General features: G+C 48.8%; 18 protein-coding genes. All 18 read left to right on the forward strand.

Going from position 1 to position 18,302, the window contains the following annotated elements:
- The first annotated feature begins 26 nt into the window (after positions 1-26).
- The 18 genes from pruA (at position 27) to FPZ49_RS03100 (ending at position 18,116) form a co-directional block, all read left to right on the forward strand.
- The gene (gene pruA, locus FPZ49_RS03015) at positions 27-1,595 is read left to right on the forward strand and encodes an L-glutamate gamma-semialdehyde dehydrogenase (protein WP_144843018.1); all 1,569 of its coding nucleotides are present in this window, start codon (positions 27-29) and stop codon (positions 1,593-1,595) included.
- Between the two features lie 113 nt (positions 1,596-1,708).
- Complete coding sequence (locus FPZ49_RS03020) at positions 1,709-2,608, forward strand: LysR family transcriptional regulator (RefSeq protein ID WP_144843020.1); 900 nt, start codon at positions 1,709-1,711, stop codon at positions 2,606-2,608.
- Positions 2,609-2,760: 152 nt separating this feature from the next.
- Positions 2,761-3,960, forward strand: a complete 1,200-nt coding sequence (locus FPZ49_RS03025; RefSeq protein ID WP_261381222.1) for a M20 family metallopeptidase — start codon at positions 2,761-2,763, stop codon at positions 3,958-3,960.
- 20 nt (positions 3,961-3,980) lie between these two features.
- Complete coding sequence (locus FPZ49_RS03030) at positions 3,981-5,543, forward strand: glutathione ABC transporter substrate-binding protein (RefSeq protein ID WP_144843022.1); 1,563 nt, start codon at positions 3,981-3,983, stop codon at positions 5,541-5,543.
- A 72-nt stretch (positions 5,544-5,615) separates the two neighbouring features.
- A complete protein-coding gene (gene nikB, locus FPZ49_RS03035; RefSeq protein WP_144843024.1) occupies positions 5,616-6,536 on the forward strand; it encodes a nickel ABC transporter permease in 921 nt (306 codons plus the stop codon).
- A gap of 14 nt (positions 6,537-6,550) precedes the next feature.
- The gene (gene nikC, locus FPZ49_RS03040; RefSeq protein ID WP_144843026.1) at positions 6,551-7,423 is read left to right on the forward strand and encodes a nickel transporter permease; all 873 of its coding nucleotides are present in this window, start codon (positions 6,551-6,553) and stop codon (positions 7,421-7,423) included.
- A gap of 24 nt (positions 7,424-7,447) precedes the next feature.
- Complete coding sequence (locus FPZ49_RS03045) at positions 7,448-8,443, forward strand: ABC transporter ATP-binding protein (protein WP_144843029.1); 996 nt, start codon at positions 7,448-7,450, stop codon at positions 8,441-8,443.
- Positions 8,424-9,389: an ABC transporter ATP-binding protein gene (locus FPZ49_RS03050; RefSeq protein ID WP_144843031.1), complete on the forward strand. Its 966-nt coding sequence runs from the start codon at positions 8,424-8,426 to the stop codon at positions 9,387-9,389. The genes FPZ49_RS03045 and FPZ49_RS03050 overlap by 20 nt, the downstream gene beginning before the upstream one ends.
- Before the next feature lie 138 nt (positions 9,390-9,527).
- On the forward strand, positions 9,528-10,403 hold the full coding sequence (locus FPZ49_RS03055; RefSeq protein ID WP_261381223.1) for a LysR family transcriptional regulator: 876 nt from the start codon (positions 9,528-9,530) through the stop codon (positions 10,401-10,403).
- A 131-nt stretch (positions 10,404-10,534) separates the two neighbouring features.
- A complete protein-coding gene (locus FPZ49_RS03060) occupies positions 10,535-11,014 on the forward strand; it encodes a DUF6530 family protein (protein WP_144843033.1) in 480 nt (159 codons plus the stop codon).
- A 24-nt stretch (positions 11,015-11,038) separates the two neighbouring features.
- Complete coding sequence (locus FPZ49_RS03065) at positions 11,039-11,431, forward strand: GIY-YIG nuclease family protein (RefSeq protein ID WP_144843035.1); 393 nt, start codon at positions 11,039-11,041, stop codon at positions 11,429-11,431.
- A 99-nt stretch (positions 11,432-11,530) separates the two neighbouring features.
- Positions 11,531-12,616: a Gfo/Idh/MocA family protein gene (locus FPZ49_RS03070; RefSeq protein WP_144843036.1), complete on the forward strand. Its 1,086-nt coding sequence runs from the start codon at positions 11,531-11,533 to the stop codon at positions 12,614-12,616.
- A 93-nt stretch (positions 12,617-12,709) separates the two neighbouring features.
- Positions 12,710-13,132: a VOC family protein gene (locus tag FPZ49_RS03075; RefSeq protein WP_144843082.1), complete on the forward strand. Its 423-nt coding sequence runs from the start codon at positions 12,710-12,712 to the stop codon at positions 13,130-13,132.
- Positions 13,133-13,547: 415 nt separating this feature from the next.
- Entirely contained in the window at positions 13,548-14,738 is a 1,191-nt protein-coding gene (locus FPZ49_RS03080) for an ABC transporter substrate-binding protein (RefSeq protein ID WP_144843038.1), read from the forward strand.
- A gap of 63 nt (positions 14,739-14,801) precedes the next feature.
- Positions 14,802-15,677, forward strand: coding sequence for a branched-chain amino acid ABC transporter permease (locus tag FPZ49_RS03085; protein ID WP_144843040.1), 876 nt, complete (start codon positions 14,802-14,804; stop codon positions 15,675-15,677).
- Between the two features lie 13 nt (positions 15,678-15,690).
- A complete protein-coding gene (locus tag FPZ49_RS03090; RefSeq protein ID WP_144843042.1) occupies positions 15,691-16,638 on the forward strand; it encodes a branched-chain amino acid ABC transporter permease in 948 nt (315 codons plus the stop codon).
- Complete coding sequence (locus tag FPZ49_RS03095) at positions 16,628-17,416, forward strand: ABC transporter ATP-binding protein (RefSeq protein WP_144843044.1); 789 nt, start codon at positions 16,628-16,630, stop codon at positions 17,414-17,416. Before FPZ49_RS03090 ends, FPZ49_RS03095 begins: the two co-directional genes overlap by 11 nt.
- Positions 17,409-18,116, forward strand: a complete 708-nt coding sequence (locus FPZ49_RS03100) for an ABC transporter ATP-binding protein (RefSeq protein ID WP_144843046.1) — start codon at positions 17,409-17,411, stop codon at positions 18,114-18,116. Before FPZ49_RS03095 ends, FPZ49_RS03100 begins: the two co-directional genes overlap by 8 nt.
- Positions 18,117-18,302 lie beyond the last annotated feature (186 nt).

The raw sequence follows: 18,302 nt of genomic DNA on the forward strand, positions 1-18,302 counted from the left end.
CCGCATCCGGGGAGGAGACCTTATTTATGACTACATTTTCTAAAATTGCCCCTTATGTAAACGAACCGTTTACCGATTTCACCAAGGAAGAAAATAAGCAAGCCATGAGAGCGGCCGTCGCAAAGGTGAAGAGCGAGCTGGGCCGCGAGTACCCGCTGTATATCGGGGCTGAGAGCATCGCAACCGATGCGAAAATCACTTCGATCAACCCAGGTAACGTCGATGAAGTGATCGGTTACGTCAGCAAAGCGGATCAGGCGCTCGCGGAGCAAGCAATGCAGGCTGCTTTAAATACCTTCGAGACATGGAAAAAGGTTTCCCCTAGAGCTCGTGCAGAGTATTTATTGAAGGCGGCAAAGCTTATGCGCGAGCGCAAGCTTGAGTTCTCGGCTTTGATGATCCTGGAATCAGGCAAGAATTACGTGGAAGCTGATGTCGATACGGCGGAGGCCATTGATTTTATGGAGTTCTATGCACGTGAAATGATCCGGCTTAGTGTAATCAACGAGACGCTGCCCTTAGCTAAAATCGCGGGGGAAGACAATTTTATCAGCTACATTCCGCTCGGCGTCGGTGTGATTATTCCCCCGTGGAATTTCCCGCTGGCCATTTGTGTAGGGATGACAACCGCGGCGATCGTCTCGGGGAATACAGTGCTGCTCAAGCCTGCTTCGACCACGCCGGTCATTGCGTATAAATTTGTTTCCTTAATGCAAGAGGTAGGCCTTCCGGCAGGCGTGATCAATTTTATACCAGGCAGCGGCGCTGAGGTCGGAGACTATTTGACGACGCATCCGAAAACCCGGTTCATCAGCTTTACCGGTTCGAAAGAAGTAGGTCTTCATATTAACAAATTAGCTGCTGAGACGGCACCGGGTCAAATCTGGATTAAGCGCGTCATTGCTGAAATGGGCGGTAAAGACGGCATCATCGTGGATGAAACGGCGAATCTGGATGCGGCGGCAGCGGCGATCGTGGCGTCCGCCTTCGGCTTCCAAGGGCAGAAGTGCTCGGCCGCCTCCAGAGCCATCGTCGTTGAATCCGTGTATGAGCAAGTAGCGGGCAAAGTGATAGCCTTGACGGAGCAGCTGCAGGTTGGCTTACCGGAGGAAAACTTCCCCGTAGGTCCCGTGATCGATCAAGCATCATTCAACCGAATTTTGGAGTATATCGAGGTGGGGAAACAGGAAGGAACGCTTCTGACAGGCGGCGGGAAAGCGGCGGGGAACGGGTATTACATTAGGCCAACGGTATTTGGCGAGGTCAGCGGTAAAGCGCGGATCATGCAGGAGGAAATTTTCGGACCAGTGCTGGCCTTGGCCAAAGCTAAGGATTGGAAAGATGCGATTGCGATCTACAACGACACGGAATTCGGTCTGACCGGTTCGTACTTCTCGACAAGCGAAGAGCGCATTGCAGAGGCGCTTGAAACCGTTCATTGCGGGAACTTGTACATCAACCGGAAGTGTACCGGCGCACTTGTCGGCGTTCATCCCTTCGGCGGCTTCAACATGTCCGGCACGGACTCCAAAGCCGGTGGCTATGACTACCTGCTGTTGTTCACCCAGGCCAAATTGAGGTCCCGAAAAATCTAATATTCCAAATAAGCGAAGAGAATGTCCGATCCTTTTTTGCATAGGTTTAAACATGCTCTCAATCGCTGTATAATAAGACAAATGTGGATCAGGTCATTTCAAGGGGGAAGCTCGTGAACGAGAAGGACTGTTTGATGCTCCAATTTATTTCGGAAGAGCAGAATTTGACCAAAGCGGCGGAACGTCTTTTTATAACGCAGCCTGCGCTGACTTATAGGCTTCAGCAGATCGAAAAGGATTTCGGCGTACCCATTATTACGAAAAACACCAGAGGGGTCAAGCTTACGCCTGAAGGTGAATACCTGGTCAAGTATGCTCAAAAAAATCTGATCGAGTTACGAAATACGAAGGATTACCTCGTTAGCATGCGTAATGAAGTCACAGGCAATCTTAGAATTGGCGTTTTCAGCTATTTCGGCCTGCACAGCCTTCCTCCATTATTAAGAAATTTTCTTAATGCTCATCCCAATGTGCAGATCAATGTTCATACAGGCTTGAGCGATGAAATATTTGAACTGCTGCAGCTGGAGGAGATCCATCTGGCGATTGTTCGAGGGGACTTTCATTGGTTTGACCAAAAATACTTGGTCCATGAAGGATACATTAGTGTGATTTCGCAAGAGAGAATCGAATTGGAGCAGCTGCCTAAGCTGCCCAGAATAAATTACAAAGTTCCGAAGCTTACCGGAAAATCATCGTCGACCTATGTTCAATCGCACTCTTCCTTGAGTCGAACGATTGAGGAATGGTGGTATGAGCGTTTTAATGTGCCCCCGTTTATTACGATGCAAGTAGATACGTATGAAACCTGCAAAGAAATGGTGAAGAACGGTCTGGGATACGCGATTATCCCTAGTATGTTTGTGAAGCCGGACGAAAAACTGCATCAAATTCCCTTAGTGTGGAATAACGGAGAGCCCATCAAAAGAGACACACTGATGCTGTACAGAGAAGCTTCGCTGCAGTATACCGTGGTAAATCGGTTTATCTCCTATATTAAAAATCAAACTTAAAAGAGCAGGGAACCAAGATGGACTTTGGTTCTTTTTTTTCGTTATAAATAATTTCTTGGGCTCGATACAAAAAATATTAATTTTACTTATGGAAATCCAGTGCTTAAAATTGGCTTAGATCAGACGTTCAGTACGAAAGGCGATGAGAGAAAGTGATCGAGGAGCTATTGCTAGCTAAGAAACGAATTCAGCATGCGGTTGATGCCCGCGACGGTCAAATGAGAGAATTGGCTCTCCAGATTCATTCCAATCCAGAATTGGCTTTCAACGAACACCAAGCTGTACAGTGGTTAACCGAGCCTCTTAAGAAAGCGGGCTTCGAAGTGGAAATCGGTGTAGCTGGTTTGGAAACCGCTTTCCGCGCTACTTGGAGAGGAAGCGCAGCTGGACCGACCATTGCTTTGCTAGCCGAATACGACGCTTTGCCGGAGATCGGCCACGCATGCGGCCATAACTTAATCGGCACGACCGCTGTTGGCGCCGCGCTGGCTTTAAAGGATGCATTCCCGGAGCTGCCGGGGACCATCGAGGTGTATGGAACACCGGCCGAGGAGGATGGCGGCGGTAAAATCATTATGACCAACCATGGAGTATTTGATCATGTAGATGCCGCGATGCTTTGTCATCCGCGTCAAAGCTTTATGGTCAACCGCGGTGGGCTAGCGTGTGTAGATACAACGTTTAAATTTTATGGGAAGCAAGCTCACGCTTCTTCTGAGCCAGAGAAAGGGATTAGTGCATTAGAGGCGTTAATTAACTCCTATGTGGCTATAAACTCTTTGCGTCAATTTTTTAAACAGGATGTTCGAATCCATGGAATTATTACTAAAGGCGGAGAAGCAGCCAACATTGTCCCGGAATTTTGCGAAGCGAAATTTATGTTCAGAGCTTCCACGGTAAAAGAGCTGAAAGTGGTTCGAGAGAAAATCTATACGGTCGTTCGACACAGTACAGAAGCTGTAGGGGCAAGAGTTGAGATCGAAGAAGGTTTAATCTATGCGGAAAGAAACAATAATAAATTTTTATCCGGCTTGTTTAGAGATAACTTAATTTCTATGGGTATCGAGGTCACGAACCCTCCGGAGCATGGAGGAATAGGATCTTCTGATATAGGTAATGTGGGACAAGTAACAGCCACCATTCATCCTTACTTTAGAATTGGCGACGTCAGACCGCATACCCCTGAATTCCGTGACGCTGCGGGTTCAGAAGGGGGCATGCTGGGGTTAAATCAAGCGACCAAAGCCTTGGCCATGACCGCTTATGATTTATGCTCTGATCCTGAATTGCTGCGTCAAGTACGAGATGAGTTTGAAAAGTGGAGAGCAAGTAATAACGAGGCTTCATATTAGGTTTTAGGGGGGAATTACTTTTGAAAAAGATTTCATTTCTTGTGTTTATGTGTACGATGTTGTTTCTGTCCGCTTGCAGCAACTCTTCGTCGCCTTCGACCAATTCTTCCGGAGCAGGCGCTCAAGCCGCAGTGGAACCAAAGGATCTGGTTGTTGCATTGGGTGCAGAACCGACCATATTGGATCCGCAGGATAGCAGTGACGCGCTTTCCAACAATGCTACCGAGCTCGTATTTGACAAGCTGGTGACTTTGGACAAAGACGGGAAAATCGTGCCTCAACTGGCTAAAGAGTGGACGATCTCACCGGATGGAAAAAAAATCACGTTCAAGCTGCGTGAAGGGGTGAAATTCCAAGACGATACCCCATTTAATGCAGAAGCAGTTAAGATTACATTTGATCGCGTTTTGAACAAAGACAACAAGCTGAATCGCTATTCGTTCTACTCCGAGTTCATCGATAAAGTGAATGTGGATAGTGAGCTTCAGGTCAGCTTTGATCTTAAGTTCCCGTTCGGACCTGCTTTAACCTGTCTAGCACAAGCAGCCGGCGCGATCCATAGTCCGAAAAGCTTGCAAGAGAAAGGCAAAGGCGTCGGCAAAGCACCGGTTGGTGCAGGCCCATTTATTCTGAAGGAATGGACTCCAGGCACGAAGCTTGTGTTTGAAGCGAATCCGAATTACTGGGGCGGCAAGCCGAAAGTAAAGTCGATTACATTTAAACCGGTACCGGAAAACTCCGCACGTTCCATCATGCTGGAAACCGGTGAAGCCGATGTCATCTCACCAGTCGTACCAACGGATGTTGATCGTCTGAAAGGAAACGACAAACTGAGTGTGCTTATCTCTTCAAGCTCTAGAAATCTTGAATTCGTTATGAATACAACGAAGGCGCCTTTCAACGATGTGAAGGTTCGCCAAGCTTTAAACTATGCCATTGATAAAGAAACGATCGTGAAAAAGCTGTTGTCCGGATACGGCAAAGTATCTGAAGCTGCATTTACGGAATCGGTTTGGGGCTATTCCTCTGTTGGCGCCTATCCTTACGATCCGGAAAAAGCGAAAAAACTGCTTGCTGAAGCAGGCATTGCTGCCGGAACCAAGATTCAGTTATGGACTCCGGAGGGGCGCTACTTGATGGACCGCCAAATCGCAGAGTTTGTTCAAGGCAACTTACAGGCTGTAGGGCTTGCGGTAGACTTCAAGAAATATGAATGGGGTACGTATAAAAACATCACGACCAATCCTAAAAAAGACAATTATGATATCATCATGGACAGCTGGGGAGCTTCTACGGGTGATGCGGATTGGGCGTTGAGACCACTTTTTACGACCACCGGCAGCAGCAATCTTTCCGGATTCTCGAACGCAGAAGTGGATACTCTGCTTGACAAGGGCATGAAAACAACCAATCCGGACGATCGTAAAAAGACTTACAGCGACGCCTTGAAGGTCATTAAAGACCAAGCGCCATATATTTTCGTACTGGATAATAAACAGCTTACCGGTGTCCGCAAAAATGTTGAGGGCGTCTATACATGGACCAATGAACGTCTGATTTTGCGTGAGGCGGTCAAAAAGTAATTCAACCTATAAGATCTTGCAAATCGGGGGATGTGCTTGTGCATCCTCCGATTTTTACAAGGAGGCACAAGTTTGTTCAGTTATATCATAAAGCGCGTACTGCAGATCATTCCCACCTTGATTGGTGTATCCATTCTTGTGTTTATTTTGATTCACTCCGTTCCGGGCGATCCCGCTCGGTTGAAAGCGGGCAATGAGGCCAGCGAACAGGACGTACAGCTGATTAGGGAACGGCTCGGATTAGATCAGCCCCTGTATATTCAGTACGGGCACTATGTAGCAAACCTGATAAAAGGCGACCTTGGAACCTCCTTGCGCTCCGATCGGCCTGTTCTTCAAGAGATTCTCACACGTTTCCCAACCACGCTTTCGCTTACCGTGATGGCGATATTCATCATGGTCTTGATCGGACTGTTCGCCGGTATCATCTCGGCCACCAAGCCGAATAGCAGTAGAGATAACTTTACCATGATGTTCTCTTTGTTCGGAATTTCCATGCCGATCTTCTGGTTAGGGCTTATGTTGATCCTTATTTTTTCTTATTACTTGCATCTGCTTCCGTCCGGAGGGAATGACAGCTTTAAATATTTTATTCTCCCGGCGCTTGCGATCGGTCTTTCTTCTTCCGCGATTTTGGCCCGTTTGACCCGATCTAGCATCCTGGAAATCATCCATCAAGACTTTGTTCGTACAGCGCGAGCGAAAGGCGTGAAGGAGAAGCTGGTAATCTATAAGCATACCTTGAAAAATGCCCTAATTCCGATTATTACGATCATTGGCTTGGAATTCGGGCATCTATTAGGTGGAGCCGTTCTTGCGGAAACGGTCTTCTCCATGAACGGATTAGGCCGTTATGTGATTCAATCCATTCAGTTCAGGGACTATCCCGCTATTCAGGGTTGTGTCCTGTTTATTGCGGCGATCTTTGTTATCGTGAATTTGATTGTTGACCTTTGTTACAGTTTAGTAGATCCTCGGGTGAGATACGACTAAGAAAGGAGCACGTTATGAGTCAGTCAGAAGCAGTAATGTATGCCACCCGTTCCCCTTGGAGCATGATGGTCAGCCGATTTAAAAAGAATAAACGCGCCATGGTTGGACTTTGGATGGCTGTCCTCTTTATCGTCGTCGCCCTCTTGGCTCGCTGGATCGCGCCCTATGATCCTACAGCTCAGAACATGCAGGTAATGCTGGAGTCACCGAGCTTTAGCCATCCGTTTGGGACGGATGAGTTTGGACGCGATATTTTATCTAGAATCATTTACGGAGCGCAAATTTCTCTCATGATCGGAATTGTCGGTGTGCTTATTTCCGTCGTTTTCGGAGTCGCATTAGGGACAATATCCGGCTATTTTGGCGGAAAGCTCGATACGCTGATCATGAGGATCATGGATATCTTCATGGCCTTTCCAAGCTTCTTGCTGGCACTGGCCATCGTTAGTGTGCTAGGTCCAGGGATGTCGAACTTAATGATTGCTATCGGTATTTTTTCGGTTCCGACGTTTGCACGTATTTCACGCAGCTCCGTAATAGCGGTAATGAACAAAGAGTATATTGAGGCCGCAAAAGCAATGGGAGGCGCTCATACCTTTATTATTTTTAAGCATATCATTCCCAACAGTATCGCCCCGATCATCGTGTTGTCTACGATGCGAATCGCAACGGCAATTCTAACGGCTTCTGGACTTAGCTTTTTGGGGATGGGAGCTCAGCCGCCTACGCCAGAATGGGGAGCGATGCTTAGTACTGGAAGGGAGTATTTAAGAACGGCTCCTCATGTCAGCACGATTCCTGGACTAGCCATCATGTTTATGGTCTTAGCATTCAACATGCTAGGGGATGGCTTGCGCGACGCCCTGGACCCGAAGATGAAGCTGTAGCAGGAGGAAGGAGAACTTACTACCATGAACAAATTGCTGGAGATTAAAGGACTCAAGACGTATTTTTATTCCGATGATGGTGTTGTGCCGGCTGTGGACGGGGTAGATATTGTGATTCATGAGGGAGAAACCGTGGGCATTGTTGGAGAGTCAGGATGCGGGAAGAGCGTGACTTCTTTAACGGCCATGAGATTAACCCCGGGAAAAGTAGTAGAGGGTTCCATCAAGTTTAACGGGAAGAATATATTGGCACTCTCGGATCATGAAATCAGAGCGATTCGAGGGAATGAAATGGCGATGATTTTTCAAGAGCCGATGACATCGTTGAATCCTGTATTTACAATCGGTCAGCAGATCGGTGAAGCGGTACAGATTCATATGAACTATAGCAAACAGAAGGCTAAAGAGCGGGCGGTGGAGATGCTTAAGCTAGTAGGCATCCCCCGGGCAGAGCAGATTGTGGACGAGTACCCTCATCAATTGTCTGGTGGAATGAGACAGCGTGTCATGATCGCGATGGCTATGGCTTGCAATCCCAAGCTGTTAATTGCGGATGAGCCTACTACGGCGCTTGATGTAACCATTCAGGCGCAGATATTGGATTTAATGAAGGAGCTTAAGGAGAAGCATAAGACGGCGATTATGATGATTACTCACGATTTGGGTGTTGTCGCTGAAATGTGTGATCGTGTGATCGTCATGTACAGCGGCAAAGTGGTGGAAGAGAGTGATGTGATTTCACTTTTCACTAATCCTAAGCATCCCTATACCCAGGGGCTAATGAAATCGGTTCCCAGCTTAGATGGGGAAGAAAAACGATTGTATTCTATCCAGGGGAGCGTACCTATCCCAGGCAGCTTGCGCGAAGGCTGCAGCTTTGCCCCTCGATGTGAGTTTGCGATGTCGATCTGCAAGCAAGCTATGCCGCGGCTAGAAGAAGTGGAGACCGGTCACCTCTGCCGATGCTGGCTCCATTCGACCGATCAAGGGGGGATACAAGATGAAGCAACCGCTCGTTGAGGTCAAAAACTTAAAAAAATATTTTCCGATCAAAAAAGGAATCCTGGGCCGTACGGTAAGTCATGTTAAAGCGGTAGATGGACTGGATTTTACCATTTTTAAAGGGGAAACGCTTGGGTTGGTTGGAGAAAGCGGCTGCGGAAAATCAACCACGGGGAGAACCATCCTGCAGTTACTGCAGCCTACGGAAGGTGAGGTGCTGTACGAGGGGAAAAATCTCGTGGGCATGAATCCGATCGAATTAAGGAAGCTGCGCAAAAATTTGCAAATGGTATTTCAAGATCCTTACGCCTCCCTGGACCCGCGTTTGACTGTGGGTGAACTTATAGCGGAACCGCTAAACATTCATGGACTGTCTCAAGGAAAAGAAAAAGACCTTCGTGTGGAGGAACTGCTGAATGTCGTCGGTTTAAGCAGTTACCATGCCAAAAGGTATGCGCACGAATTTAGCGGCGGACAGCGTCAGAGGATCGGCATTGCCCGTGCTTTGGCATTGAACCCGAAGCTAGTCGTCTGCGATGAGCCAGTATCCGCTCTGGATGTATCGATTCAGTCTCAGGTCATTAATCTGCTTCAAGATTTGCAGGAGCAAATTCAGCTGACGTACTTATTTATTGCCCATGATTTGAGCGTTGTCAGGCATATTAGCGACCGGATCGGCGTTATGTACTTAGGTAGAATTGTTGAGCTTGCGGATAAACAGGCTCTGTTTCAATCGCCGAAGCATCCGTATACGAAAGCTTTATTATCGGCCATCCCGATTCCAAATCCGTTGCTGAAGAAGGAACGGATTATACTGAAGGGGGATGTGCCGAGCCCAGCCAATCCTCCTACTGGATGTACCTTTCATCCGAGGTGCAGCGAGTGCATGACGATTTGCCGAACAGAAAAGCCTGCATTGAAGGAAGTCGATGGTCAATTTGTTGCGTGCCATTTGTATAATTAATTAGTGGAAACACTAAAGGATTTGTTAGGTTGAGCCGTTTCCAGACGAGTTCAGCCTTTTTTGCTTTATCCTTAACCATACGGTTGACAACTGCTTCGCTGAAGCCTTGATATCAGTTGCAAAAAGGAGGGAGAAAACATGATGGACTTCAAAAAGTATAAAACCTTCCAAGTGGTTGCAGATACGTTGAATTTGACTAGAGCCGCGGACCAGCTTGGTTATACGCAGCCAACCATCACGCTTCAGCTGCAGTCATTAGAGAGCGAGGTGGGACATACTCTTTTTAACCGCGTTGGAAAGAAGACGTTCCTCACTCCTGCGGGCAAGCTGGTGAAGCAATATATGGATCGGACATTCGCTCTTCTGGAGGAAATGGAGGAGGAGCTGAGAAAGCTCGAAAATCCGCATGGATTGCTGACAGTAGCCGCTCCGGAATTTTACTGCACGCACTATTTATCGTTAATTATCCATTCCTATATCTCGCAAAATCCACAGGTGAAGCTGCAATTATTTTCCTGTGACAGCAACGACGCAATGAAAAAAGTAGCCGCAAACGAGGCGGATCTAGCGATTATCGCCGGTCCTTGCAATAACCCGAGCATGGAGTCGCTCCCGCTTGGTAAAGAGGATCTAGTGTTGGTGACGACTCAGGAGCTTTTCGATAAAAACGATATACAAACATTGATGAAGAAATATCCGTTCATTACCTATAAATCCGGCTCCAACATCCAGCGTCTGGTGAACGCATGTCTGGAAGAGTACCATTATTCTCCGGGATCCTACATCGAATGTGTAACGGATGAAACGATAAAACGTACGGTGCTTTATCATACGGGGGTAGCTTTGCTGGGCTCAGCCTTGGTTGAAGAGGAGCTTAAGAGAGGGATTTTAACCGAAATAGTCCGCTTTCCAGCAAAGATTGAAACCTCCATGGTGATTTTGAAAAAGCGGCTCGATGAAAAAAATATTCACTCCTTCGCGGAGATTGTGAGACGGATTTGGGCAGAGATGTAGAGTGTATTTTTGGAGTTGATCTTGACTTCTTCGTGAACGATGACATATTATAAGTATGAAGTTTAGTAAATTAGTAATTTAGTAAACAAGTAGTCCGTCGAATTCAAATACAGGAGCAGGAGACATCGAACATGAAAATACCCACAACGTTAAAGCACAAACCGGTCATCGTGTCTGAAAATTATGACCAGGTGGATGGCAGATACGCGAATCACTCGGATGCCAAAGGCCTATCGCTGGGCTTGGCACAATGGAATGACCGTGGCAAGGTCGACATATCCGCCAAAGTGTGGCGCTATACCGGGGAAAAGTGGTCTAGACAATCCGAGGAGCTGCCGCTGCATCGCGTGCTGGATCTGGCCATTCTCGTCTGCAGTAGTATGGCGCATTTTCGTGAAGCTTATCGCTATCCGGCATTATATGATCCGGAGAATCCCGTGATCGATCGGGTAGGTCTTCAAGGGGATGCCATGACGGTATCTGTGTGCACGGATAACGAGAAGATCAAGGAGGATATCAAGCTGTTCAGCCAAGCACTAAGCGATGACGACGAGCTTAATGGCGAACGGCTGCGTACGTTATCGAGACTGCTCAAGGAATTGGGATATTAATAATGGGTTAGGAGGGGAGACCACATGACGCTGGACAAACAAACGAAGAAAGAGCTCTCCGCCGAGTATACGCAAACCTTTCGAGCGATGGGAGTCTTTCAAATCCGGAATGTAAAGAACGGCAAAATCTTCGTTGGCGGGAGCATGGATTTGAACGGGTTCAAAAACCGGTTGGAGTTTGGTAAGCAGATGAACACAAACACGATCTCGGAGCTTCAGCAGGATTGGAATCAATACGGTGGCGAGAGCTTTGTATTCGAGGAGTTGGATCAGATTAAGCCGAAAGAAGAGCATGCGGGTGACCGGGAGCAAATGAAGAAATACCGCAACGAAGTTGACACGCTCCTGGAGCTGTGGCTTGAGAACCTTCAGCCATATGGGGATAAGGGGTATAACAGACGGAAGCGGAATGGGTAAAGCAACTTGAGAAACTGCCAGAGGAGATCGGTTTCTTTTTATCTTGAGGCTGATTTTAAACTTTAAAGTTTACTTTAAATAGAAGGGAGTTAATACCTAGTGAGTAGGTCGGATAAAATTGTTTTCGGTATCATTGGAGGAGGTTGGCGTGCGGAGTTTTATTTGCGCATTGCGCAAGCGATCCCCTCCCGCTTCGAGGTAGGAGGGATGGTCGTTCGAGATTCCGAGAAAGGCAGGCTGTTGGAGCAGCGTTTCGGTGTAACCACGTTTCGTACACTGGAGTCGTTGCTGGAGAGCGTGAAGCTGCACTTCGTCGTTGTCTCCGTACCTTGGGCGGTTTGCCCGGGGTATATCGAGCAGCTCGCGGAGCGGCATATTGCAGTACTTGCAGAGACGCCGCCTGCACCGGATCTGGAGGGGCTAATCCGCCTTCATCGACTCACGGAAGCGGGAGCACGCGTGCAAGTCGCGGAGCAGTACCCGTTACAGCCGCGTCATCAAGCAATCCTGGCCATCATCAGGTCCGGCTTGCTCGGCGAGATTTCGCATGCCCAGGTGAGTGTGGCGCACGGTTATCACGGCATTGCAATGATGCGGCAGCTGCTGGGAGCGGGAATGAAGCCGGTGAACATCACCGGACAGCGGTTTACCACTGCCATCACGGCGGGACCGAGCCGGGCTGGAGCTCCTGCAGAGGAGCGAATGAACTCCTCAAGGCAGGATATCGCGGTGTTCGATTTTGGCGATCAGCAAGGCGTGTTCGATTTTAGTGGGGACCAGTACTTTTCGTGGATTCGCTCGAATCGCTTGCTCGTCCGGGGGGCCCGTGGGGAAATTGCGCAGGATGAGGTCCGTTATTTGGAGGATTTTCGTACGCCGATCCATACCCAGCTGCGAAGAATCAATGCGGGTGAGAACGGGAATTTGGAAGGGTATTATTTGAAGGGGATCCAATGCGGAAGCCAGTGGGTGTATGTCAATCCGTTCGAGCAGGCGAGACTGAGCGATGACGAGCTCGCAGTGGCTACGTGTCTGCTGAAGATGGCGGACTATGCGGGCGGAGGAGATAGCTTTTATTCCCTGGCGGATGCTTCACAGGATCATTATTTGAGCTTGCTGCTGAATCGTGCGTTGGAAAGCGGCGAGCCCGTTGTTTCCGAGCCGCAGCCTTGGTCTTTAGATTAGCTTCGTTTTTGCTTACGTTTGGCAAAAATGATACAGTAGAGGACGAGCACAGTTCTAGTACATAAATGAACCTTGGTGAAGGAGTGTTGAATGATGTCAGTCGATGCTTACCTGAATTTTAATGGAAATTGTCGTGAGGCTGTAGAATTTTATGCTCAAGTGTTCGGAACGGAAGCGCCGAAATTTATGACGTTCGCTGAAGTCCCGCCCAACCCGGAATTCCAACTGCCGGAGGAAGCGAAAAATCTGATCATGCACACGCGCCTGAACATTGCAGGAAGCAACGTGATGTTTTCGGATGTATTCGCAGGAATGCCTTTCACAGTAGGCAACAACATTAGTCTGGCTTATGTGAATGACGATGGCGCGGCCCTTCACTCCGCATTCAATCAATTGAAGGATGGCGGTACGGTGCAGATGGAGCTGCAGGAAACGTTTTGGAGCAAAAACTATGGGATGCTAACGGACAAGTTCGGGATTCAGTGGCAATTCAACCAAGGCATTGGTGAGTTTTAATCAAGAGGTTCAAGGCAATAAGGCAATACAGATACAAATCACAGCGATTCCCTAAAGGACAGCTGCAGATGGTGCTGATCGCCCGGGCACTGGTCAAAGAGCTGCGGGGATTGATTATGGACAAGCCGGAGTCGGGACGGTTTACGGCATCCTGCCTACGGAGCTGGTCCAGCCTTTGAAGCTTATGTAAATATATTATTGCGATAGACTGGTGCTTACGCGCTGGTCTATTCTTTTTTTCTATAAATTTTATATTAAAAAACTATTAAGCTAGATGTCGAAAAATATAGACAACCTATAAAGTTTGTTATACTATAATTGACAATTGGTTAATTAATTGTTTTGGGCCAAGTTTATCTCGTTTATGTAATTTTTACATAAATCCAATCTACTAATTTTTTGATGGGGGACACACATGAAAAAGAATTTTTTCGGTAAAGTAGCATATTCGGTCATGAGCGCATCTTTGATCGCAGGCTTGCTCGCGGGCTGCGGAGCGGCAGGAAGCAAATCCGGCGGCGCGTCCGGCGATGTGATCAAGATCGGTGCGAACCTGGAGCTTTCGGGCCCTGTAGCTTCCTATGGTCAATCCATCGCACAAGGGATTGAGCTCGGAGCGGAAGAAATTAACAAAAACGGCGGCATCAACGGTAAGAAAATCGAGATCGTGAAAGCGGACAACAAGTCCGATGCAGCCGAGGCAACGAACGCAGCGATCAAATTGACTAGCCAAGATAAAGTAGCAGCGATTATCGGTGCAGCAACAAGCGGTGACACGGTAGCTCAAGTCCAGATCGCGACAGATAACAAAACCGTATTGCTGACGCCATCTGGTACAAGCCCTAACGTCACGGTAGGCAATGGCGGCAAGCTTAACGACTACATCTTCCGCACATGCTTCATCGATCCTTTCCAAGGCAACGTGGCAGCGAACTTCGCCGCAAAAGAGCTGAAGGTTAAGAAAGCGGCCATCTTCGCAGACAGCGCAAGTGACTATGCCAAAGGTCTTGCAGCAGCCTTCAAGGACACCTTCTCCAAAGCCGGCGGCTCGGTTGTCGCTCAAGAATCTTATGTTGCGAAAGATACAGACTTCCGTGCAACCTTGACGCGAATCAAAGCATCGAATCCGGAATTTGTATTCATCCCTGGTTACTATGAAGAAGTGGGCTTGATCATCAAGCAAGCTCGTGAAATGGGCATCACCGTTCCATTCATGGGCGGAGACGGCTGGGATTCGCCTAAGCTCGTAGAGCTGGCTGGCGCAGCGGCACTCGACAACACGTTCATCACGAACCACTACTCTTCCGAAGATCCAGACAAGACGATCCAAAACTTTGTAACTGCGTTCAAAGGCAAGTACAACAGCAAATCCCCAGATGCGTTCAATGCATTGGGCTACGATTCGATCTACTTGCTGGCTGACGCCATCAAGCGTGCAGGCTCGACCGATGGCGCGAAGATCAAAGACGCAATGGCCCAAACGAAGGATCTGCAGCTCGTTTCCGGTAAAATCACATTCGACGCGCAGCACAATCCAATCAAAACCGCTACCGTATTGGAATACAAAGGCGGCAAGCAAGTATTTAAAACAAAGGTTAATCCATAATACAAGTTAAATGGGTGGGGGAATCTCCCCTGCCCATTTCATTTTCAGAAAGGAATGGACACCATGGACTGGATCCAGCAGATCGTTAACGGCATATCGCTAGGCAGTATTTACGCGCTGATTGCTCTAGGCTATACGATGGTTTACGGTATCATTCGACTCATCAACTTTGCACACGGCGATGTGTTCATGGTCGGCGCGTTTATTGGCTTCTATGCTATTGAAGGCGCGGGCCTCGGCTTCTTCCCTGCACTTCTTCTCGCAATGTTCATTTGCGCAGTGCTTGGGGTTGTGATTGAACGAGTCGCTTATAAACGATTGCGAGGGGCCAGCCGGATTGCGGCGCTGATTACCGCGATCGGGGTTTCCCTTCTGATCGAGTACGGCACGATTTACTTGCGCGGCGCACAGCCGGAAGCTTTTCCTAACGTATTTCCGCAAACGAGCTTTCATTTTCTTGGAGCGACGATCAGCAGCACTTCGATCTTCATTCTTTCCGTGTCGGTCGCTTTAATGCTCATCCTGCAATTCGTTGTACGCCGCACTAAAATCGGGAAGGCAATGCGTGCGGTATCCCACGATGCTGATGCAGCGCGTTTGATGGGGATTAACGTGGACCGGACGATTTCGGCTACCTTTGCTATCGGCTCCGCATTGGCTGGGGCTGCAGGCGTCATTTTCGGGATCTATTATACCAAGATCGAACCGCTCATGGGCGTGATCCCAGGCTTGAAAGCTTTCGTAGCTGCCGTGCTTGGCGGGATCGGGATTATTCCAGGCGCTGCGATCGGCGGCTTGGTTCTGGGCTTGGTCGAGACGCTGGTCAGCGCCCTGGGCTACTCCAACTGGAGAGATGCAGCGGCATTTATCATCCTGATTCTCATCCTGATCTTAAAACCTTCAGGGATCTTGGGCAAAAATTCCCGAGAGAAAGTGTAGGTGACGCGCACAGATGAAAAAATCGAACGGATTTTGGCTGTACCTTATTACTTCCGTGATTGTTTATGGTCTCGTACAAATGCTGATCAGCACGGAAATGTTGAATCCTTTTTATACGAATACGCTGATTTATATTGTGATTAACATCATTCTCGCGGTCAGCTTACATCTGGTTATCGGGATTACGGGCCAATTCTCTATTGGACACGCAGGTTTTCTGGCGGTTGGCGCTTATGCGGCTGCGATTTGCACGAAGCTGAGCGTTCCGTTTCCGCTGGCCTTGGCTGTGGGGGGCGTCGCAGCGGCGTTAGCAGGGCTCCTGGTAGGGATTCCGAGCTTGCGTCTGAAGGGCGACTACTTGGCGATTGCGACACTGGGCTTCGGCGAGATCATCCGGATTGTCTTTGTTAATATCGAGTATGTAGGCGGCGCGGCCGGGATGCAGGTCTCCCATTTGACCAATTGGTCTTATGCGTTCATTTGTCTGTTTATCACACTGCTCGTCATCATGAACTTCACCAATTCCACGCATGGGCGGGCATGCATCTCGATCCGGGAAAATGAGATTGCTGCGGATGCGATGGGCATCAACACGACCTATTACAAAGTGGCTGCGTTTGCTATCGGTGCGTTTTTTGCCGGGATTGCCGGGGGCTTGTACTCGCATAACTTCTATATCATTCAACCGACGAACTTCGGCTTTTTGAAATCGTTCGATATCTTGATCTTCGTCGTGCTTGGCGGGCTGGGCAGCTTGTCGGGAGCGGTATTCGCAGCGATTTTGATGACGATCGTCTCGACATTCCTGCAAGGCTACCCGGAAACTCGGATGGTCATATACAGTATCGTACTCATCATTGTAATGCTGTATCGTCCGTCGGGCCTGATGGGGACCAAAGAAATTACCTCCTACTTAGGCAAGTGGACAGGTGGCAAAGGAGGACGCGCAAGTGGCAAATAAACCGTTGCTTCAGGTGAAGGATGCTGGCATTCAATTTGGCGGCTTAAAGGCGGTTTCCGGCTTTAATCTGGAAATTCATCAAGGCGAGCTGATCGGGCTGATCGGGCCGAACGGCGCGGGGAAGACGACGAGCTTTAACCTGCTGACGGGCGTCTATGTTCCAACTGAAGGCGATATCGTGTTCGATGGTTCACGGCTGAATGGCCTGGCACCGTACCAAATTACGCGAAAAGGGATCAGCCGGACGTTCCAGAACATTCGTCTCTTTAGCGAGATGACGGTGCTCGACAACGTAAAGGTTGCTTACCACTCGCTGGCTAAGCATTCGATGCTGAGCTCGATGCTGCGGCTCTCCAGCCATTTTGCCGGGGAGAAGGAGATTGAGGAAAAGGCGCTGCAATTTCTGCGCATTTTCCAGCTGGAATCCTATCGGGATGAAATCGCGAAAAACCTGCCTTATGGGCAGCAGAGACGTTTAGAGATCGCACGTGCGCTTGCCGCGGGACCGAAGCTGCTGCTGCTTGACGAGCCGGCGGCGGGGATGAACCCGCAGGAAACGCACCAGCTTATGGAGCTGATTGCCTTTATTCGCAAGGAGTTCCAATTGACCGTGCTGCTGATCGAGCATGATATGAAGCTGGTCATGGGCATTTGCGAACGGATTTACGTATTGGATCATGGACAGCTGATTGCACAGGGAACACCGGATGAAATCCGCAGTCATCCTAAGGTCATCGAGGCCTATTTGGGTGAGGAGGTGACGAGCGGCGATGCTTAAAGTCGATAACATTGATGTGTATTATGGCAATATTCAAGCGCTCAAGGGCGTCTCGCTGGATGTCGAGCAAGGGGAGATCGTGACCCTGATCGGCGCCAACGGAGCGGGAAAAAGCACGCTGCTCAAAGCCTTGTCCGGTCTGCTCAAGCCGAAGAATGGGGATATCCACTACTTGGGCGGATCGATCTCCGGTAAACCTGCACAAGAAATTGTGAAGGCGGGCATCTCGCACATTCCGGAAGGCCGTCGCGTATTTGCCAACATGTCGGTCGAAGAAAACCTGGAGCTGGGTGCTTACTTAAGGAACGATAAGCAGGGCATCCGTGAAGATATCGATAAGGTATATGCCTTGTTTCCAAGACTGCTCGAGCGGCGTAAGCAGCTGTCCGGTACCTTGTCCGGCGGCGAACAGCAAATGCTGGCGATGGGGCGGGCACTGATGGCGCGTCCGAAGCTGCTGCTGCTGGATGAGCCTTCGATGGGTCTGGCTCCGCTGCTGGTCAAAACGATTTTCGAAATCATCGTTGAAATTAACCGCACCGGCACGACCATCCTGCTCGTCGAGCAGAACGCCAACATGGCGCTTTCGATCGCGCACCGCGCTTACGTTATTGAAACCGGGAAAGTCGTCATCTCAGGTACGGCTGCAGAGCTGCAGGCTAGTGACCAGGTGAAGCAGGCTTACCTTGGCGGTCATTAAGGTTTATAGGGGACGGTCTCTGCGGAGATCGTCCTTTTAACACTTATAAGCTATCTTTTTTTTCTACAGCGGAATAACCAACACACTATGTTTGTTTTCAAGTTTTTGAAGGTATGCTAAGGGATCTTTTCTAAATCTTCTTCGAAGTACACTTTCGTTCAGTCTGTTGTTCCATCTTTTCTTTTG

Origin of the sequence: Paenibacillus cremeus (assembly GCF_007786445.1) — a bacterium.
GTDB lineage: Bacteria > Bacillota > Bacilli > Paenibacillales > NBRC-103111 > Paenibacillus_G > Paenibacillus_G cremeus.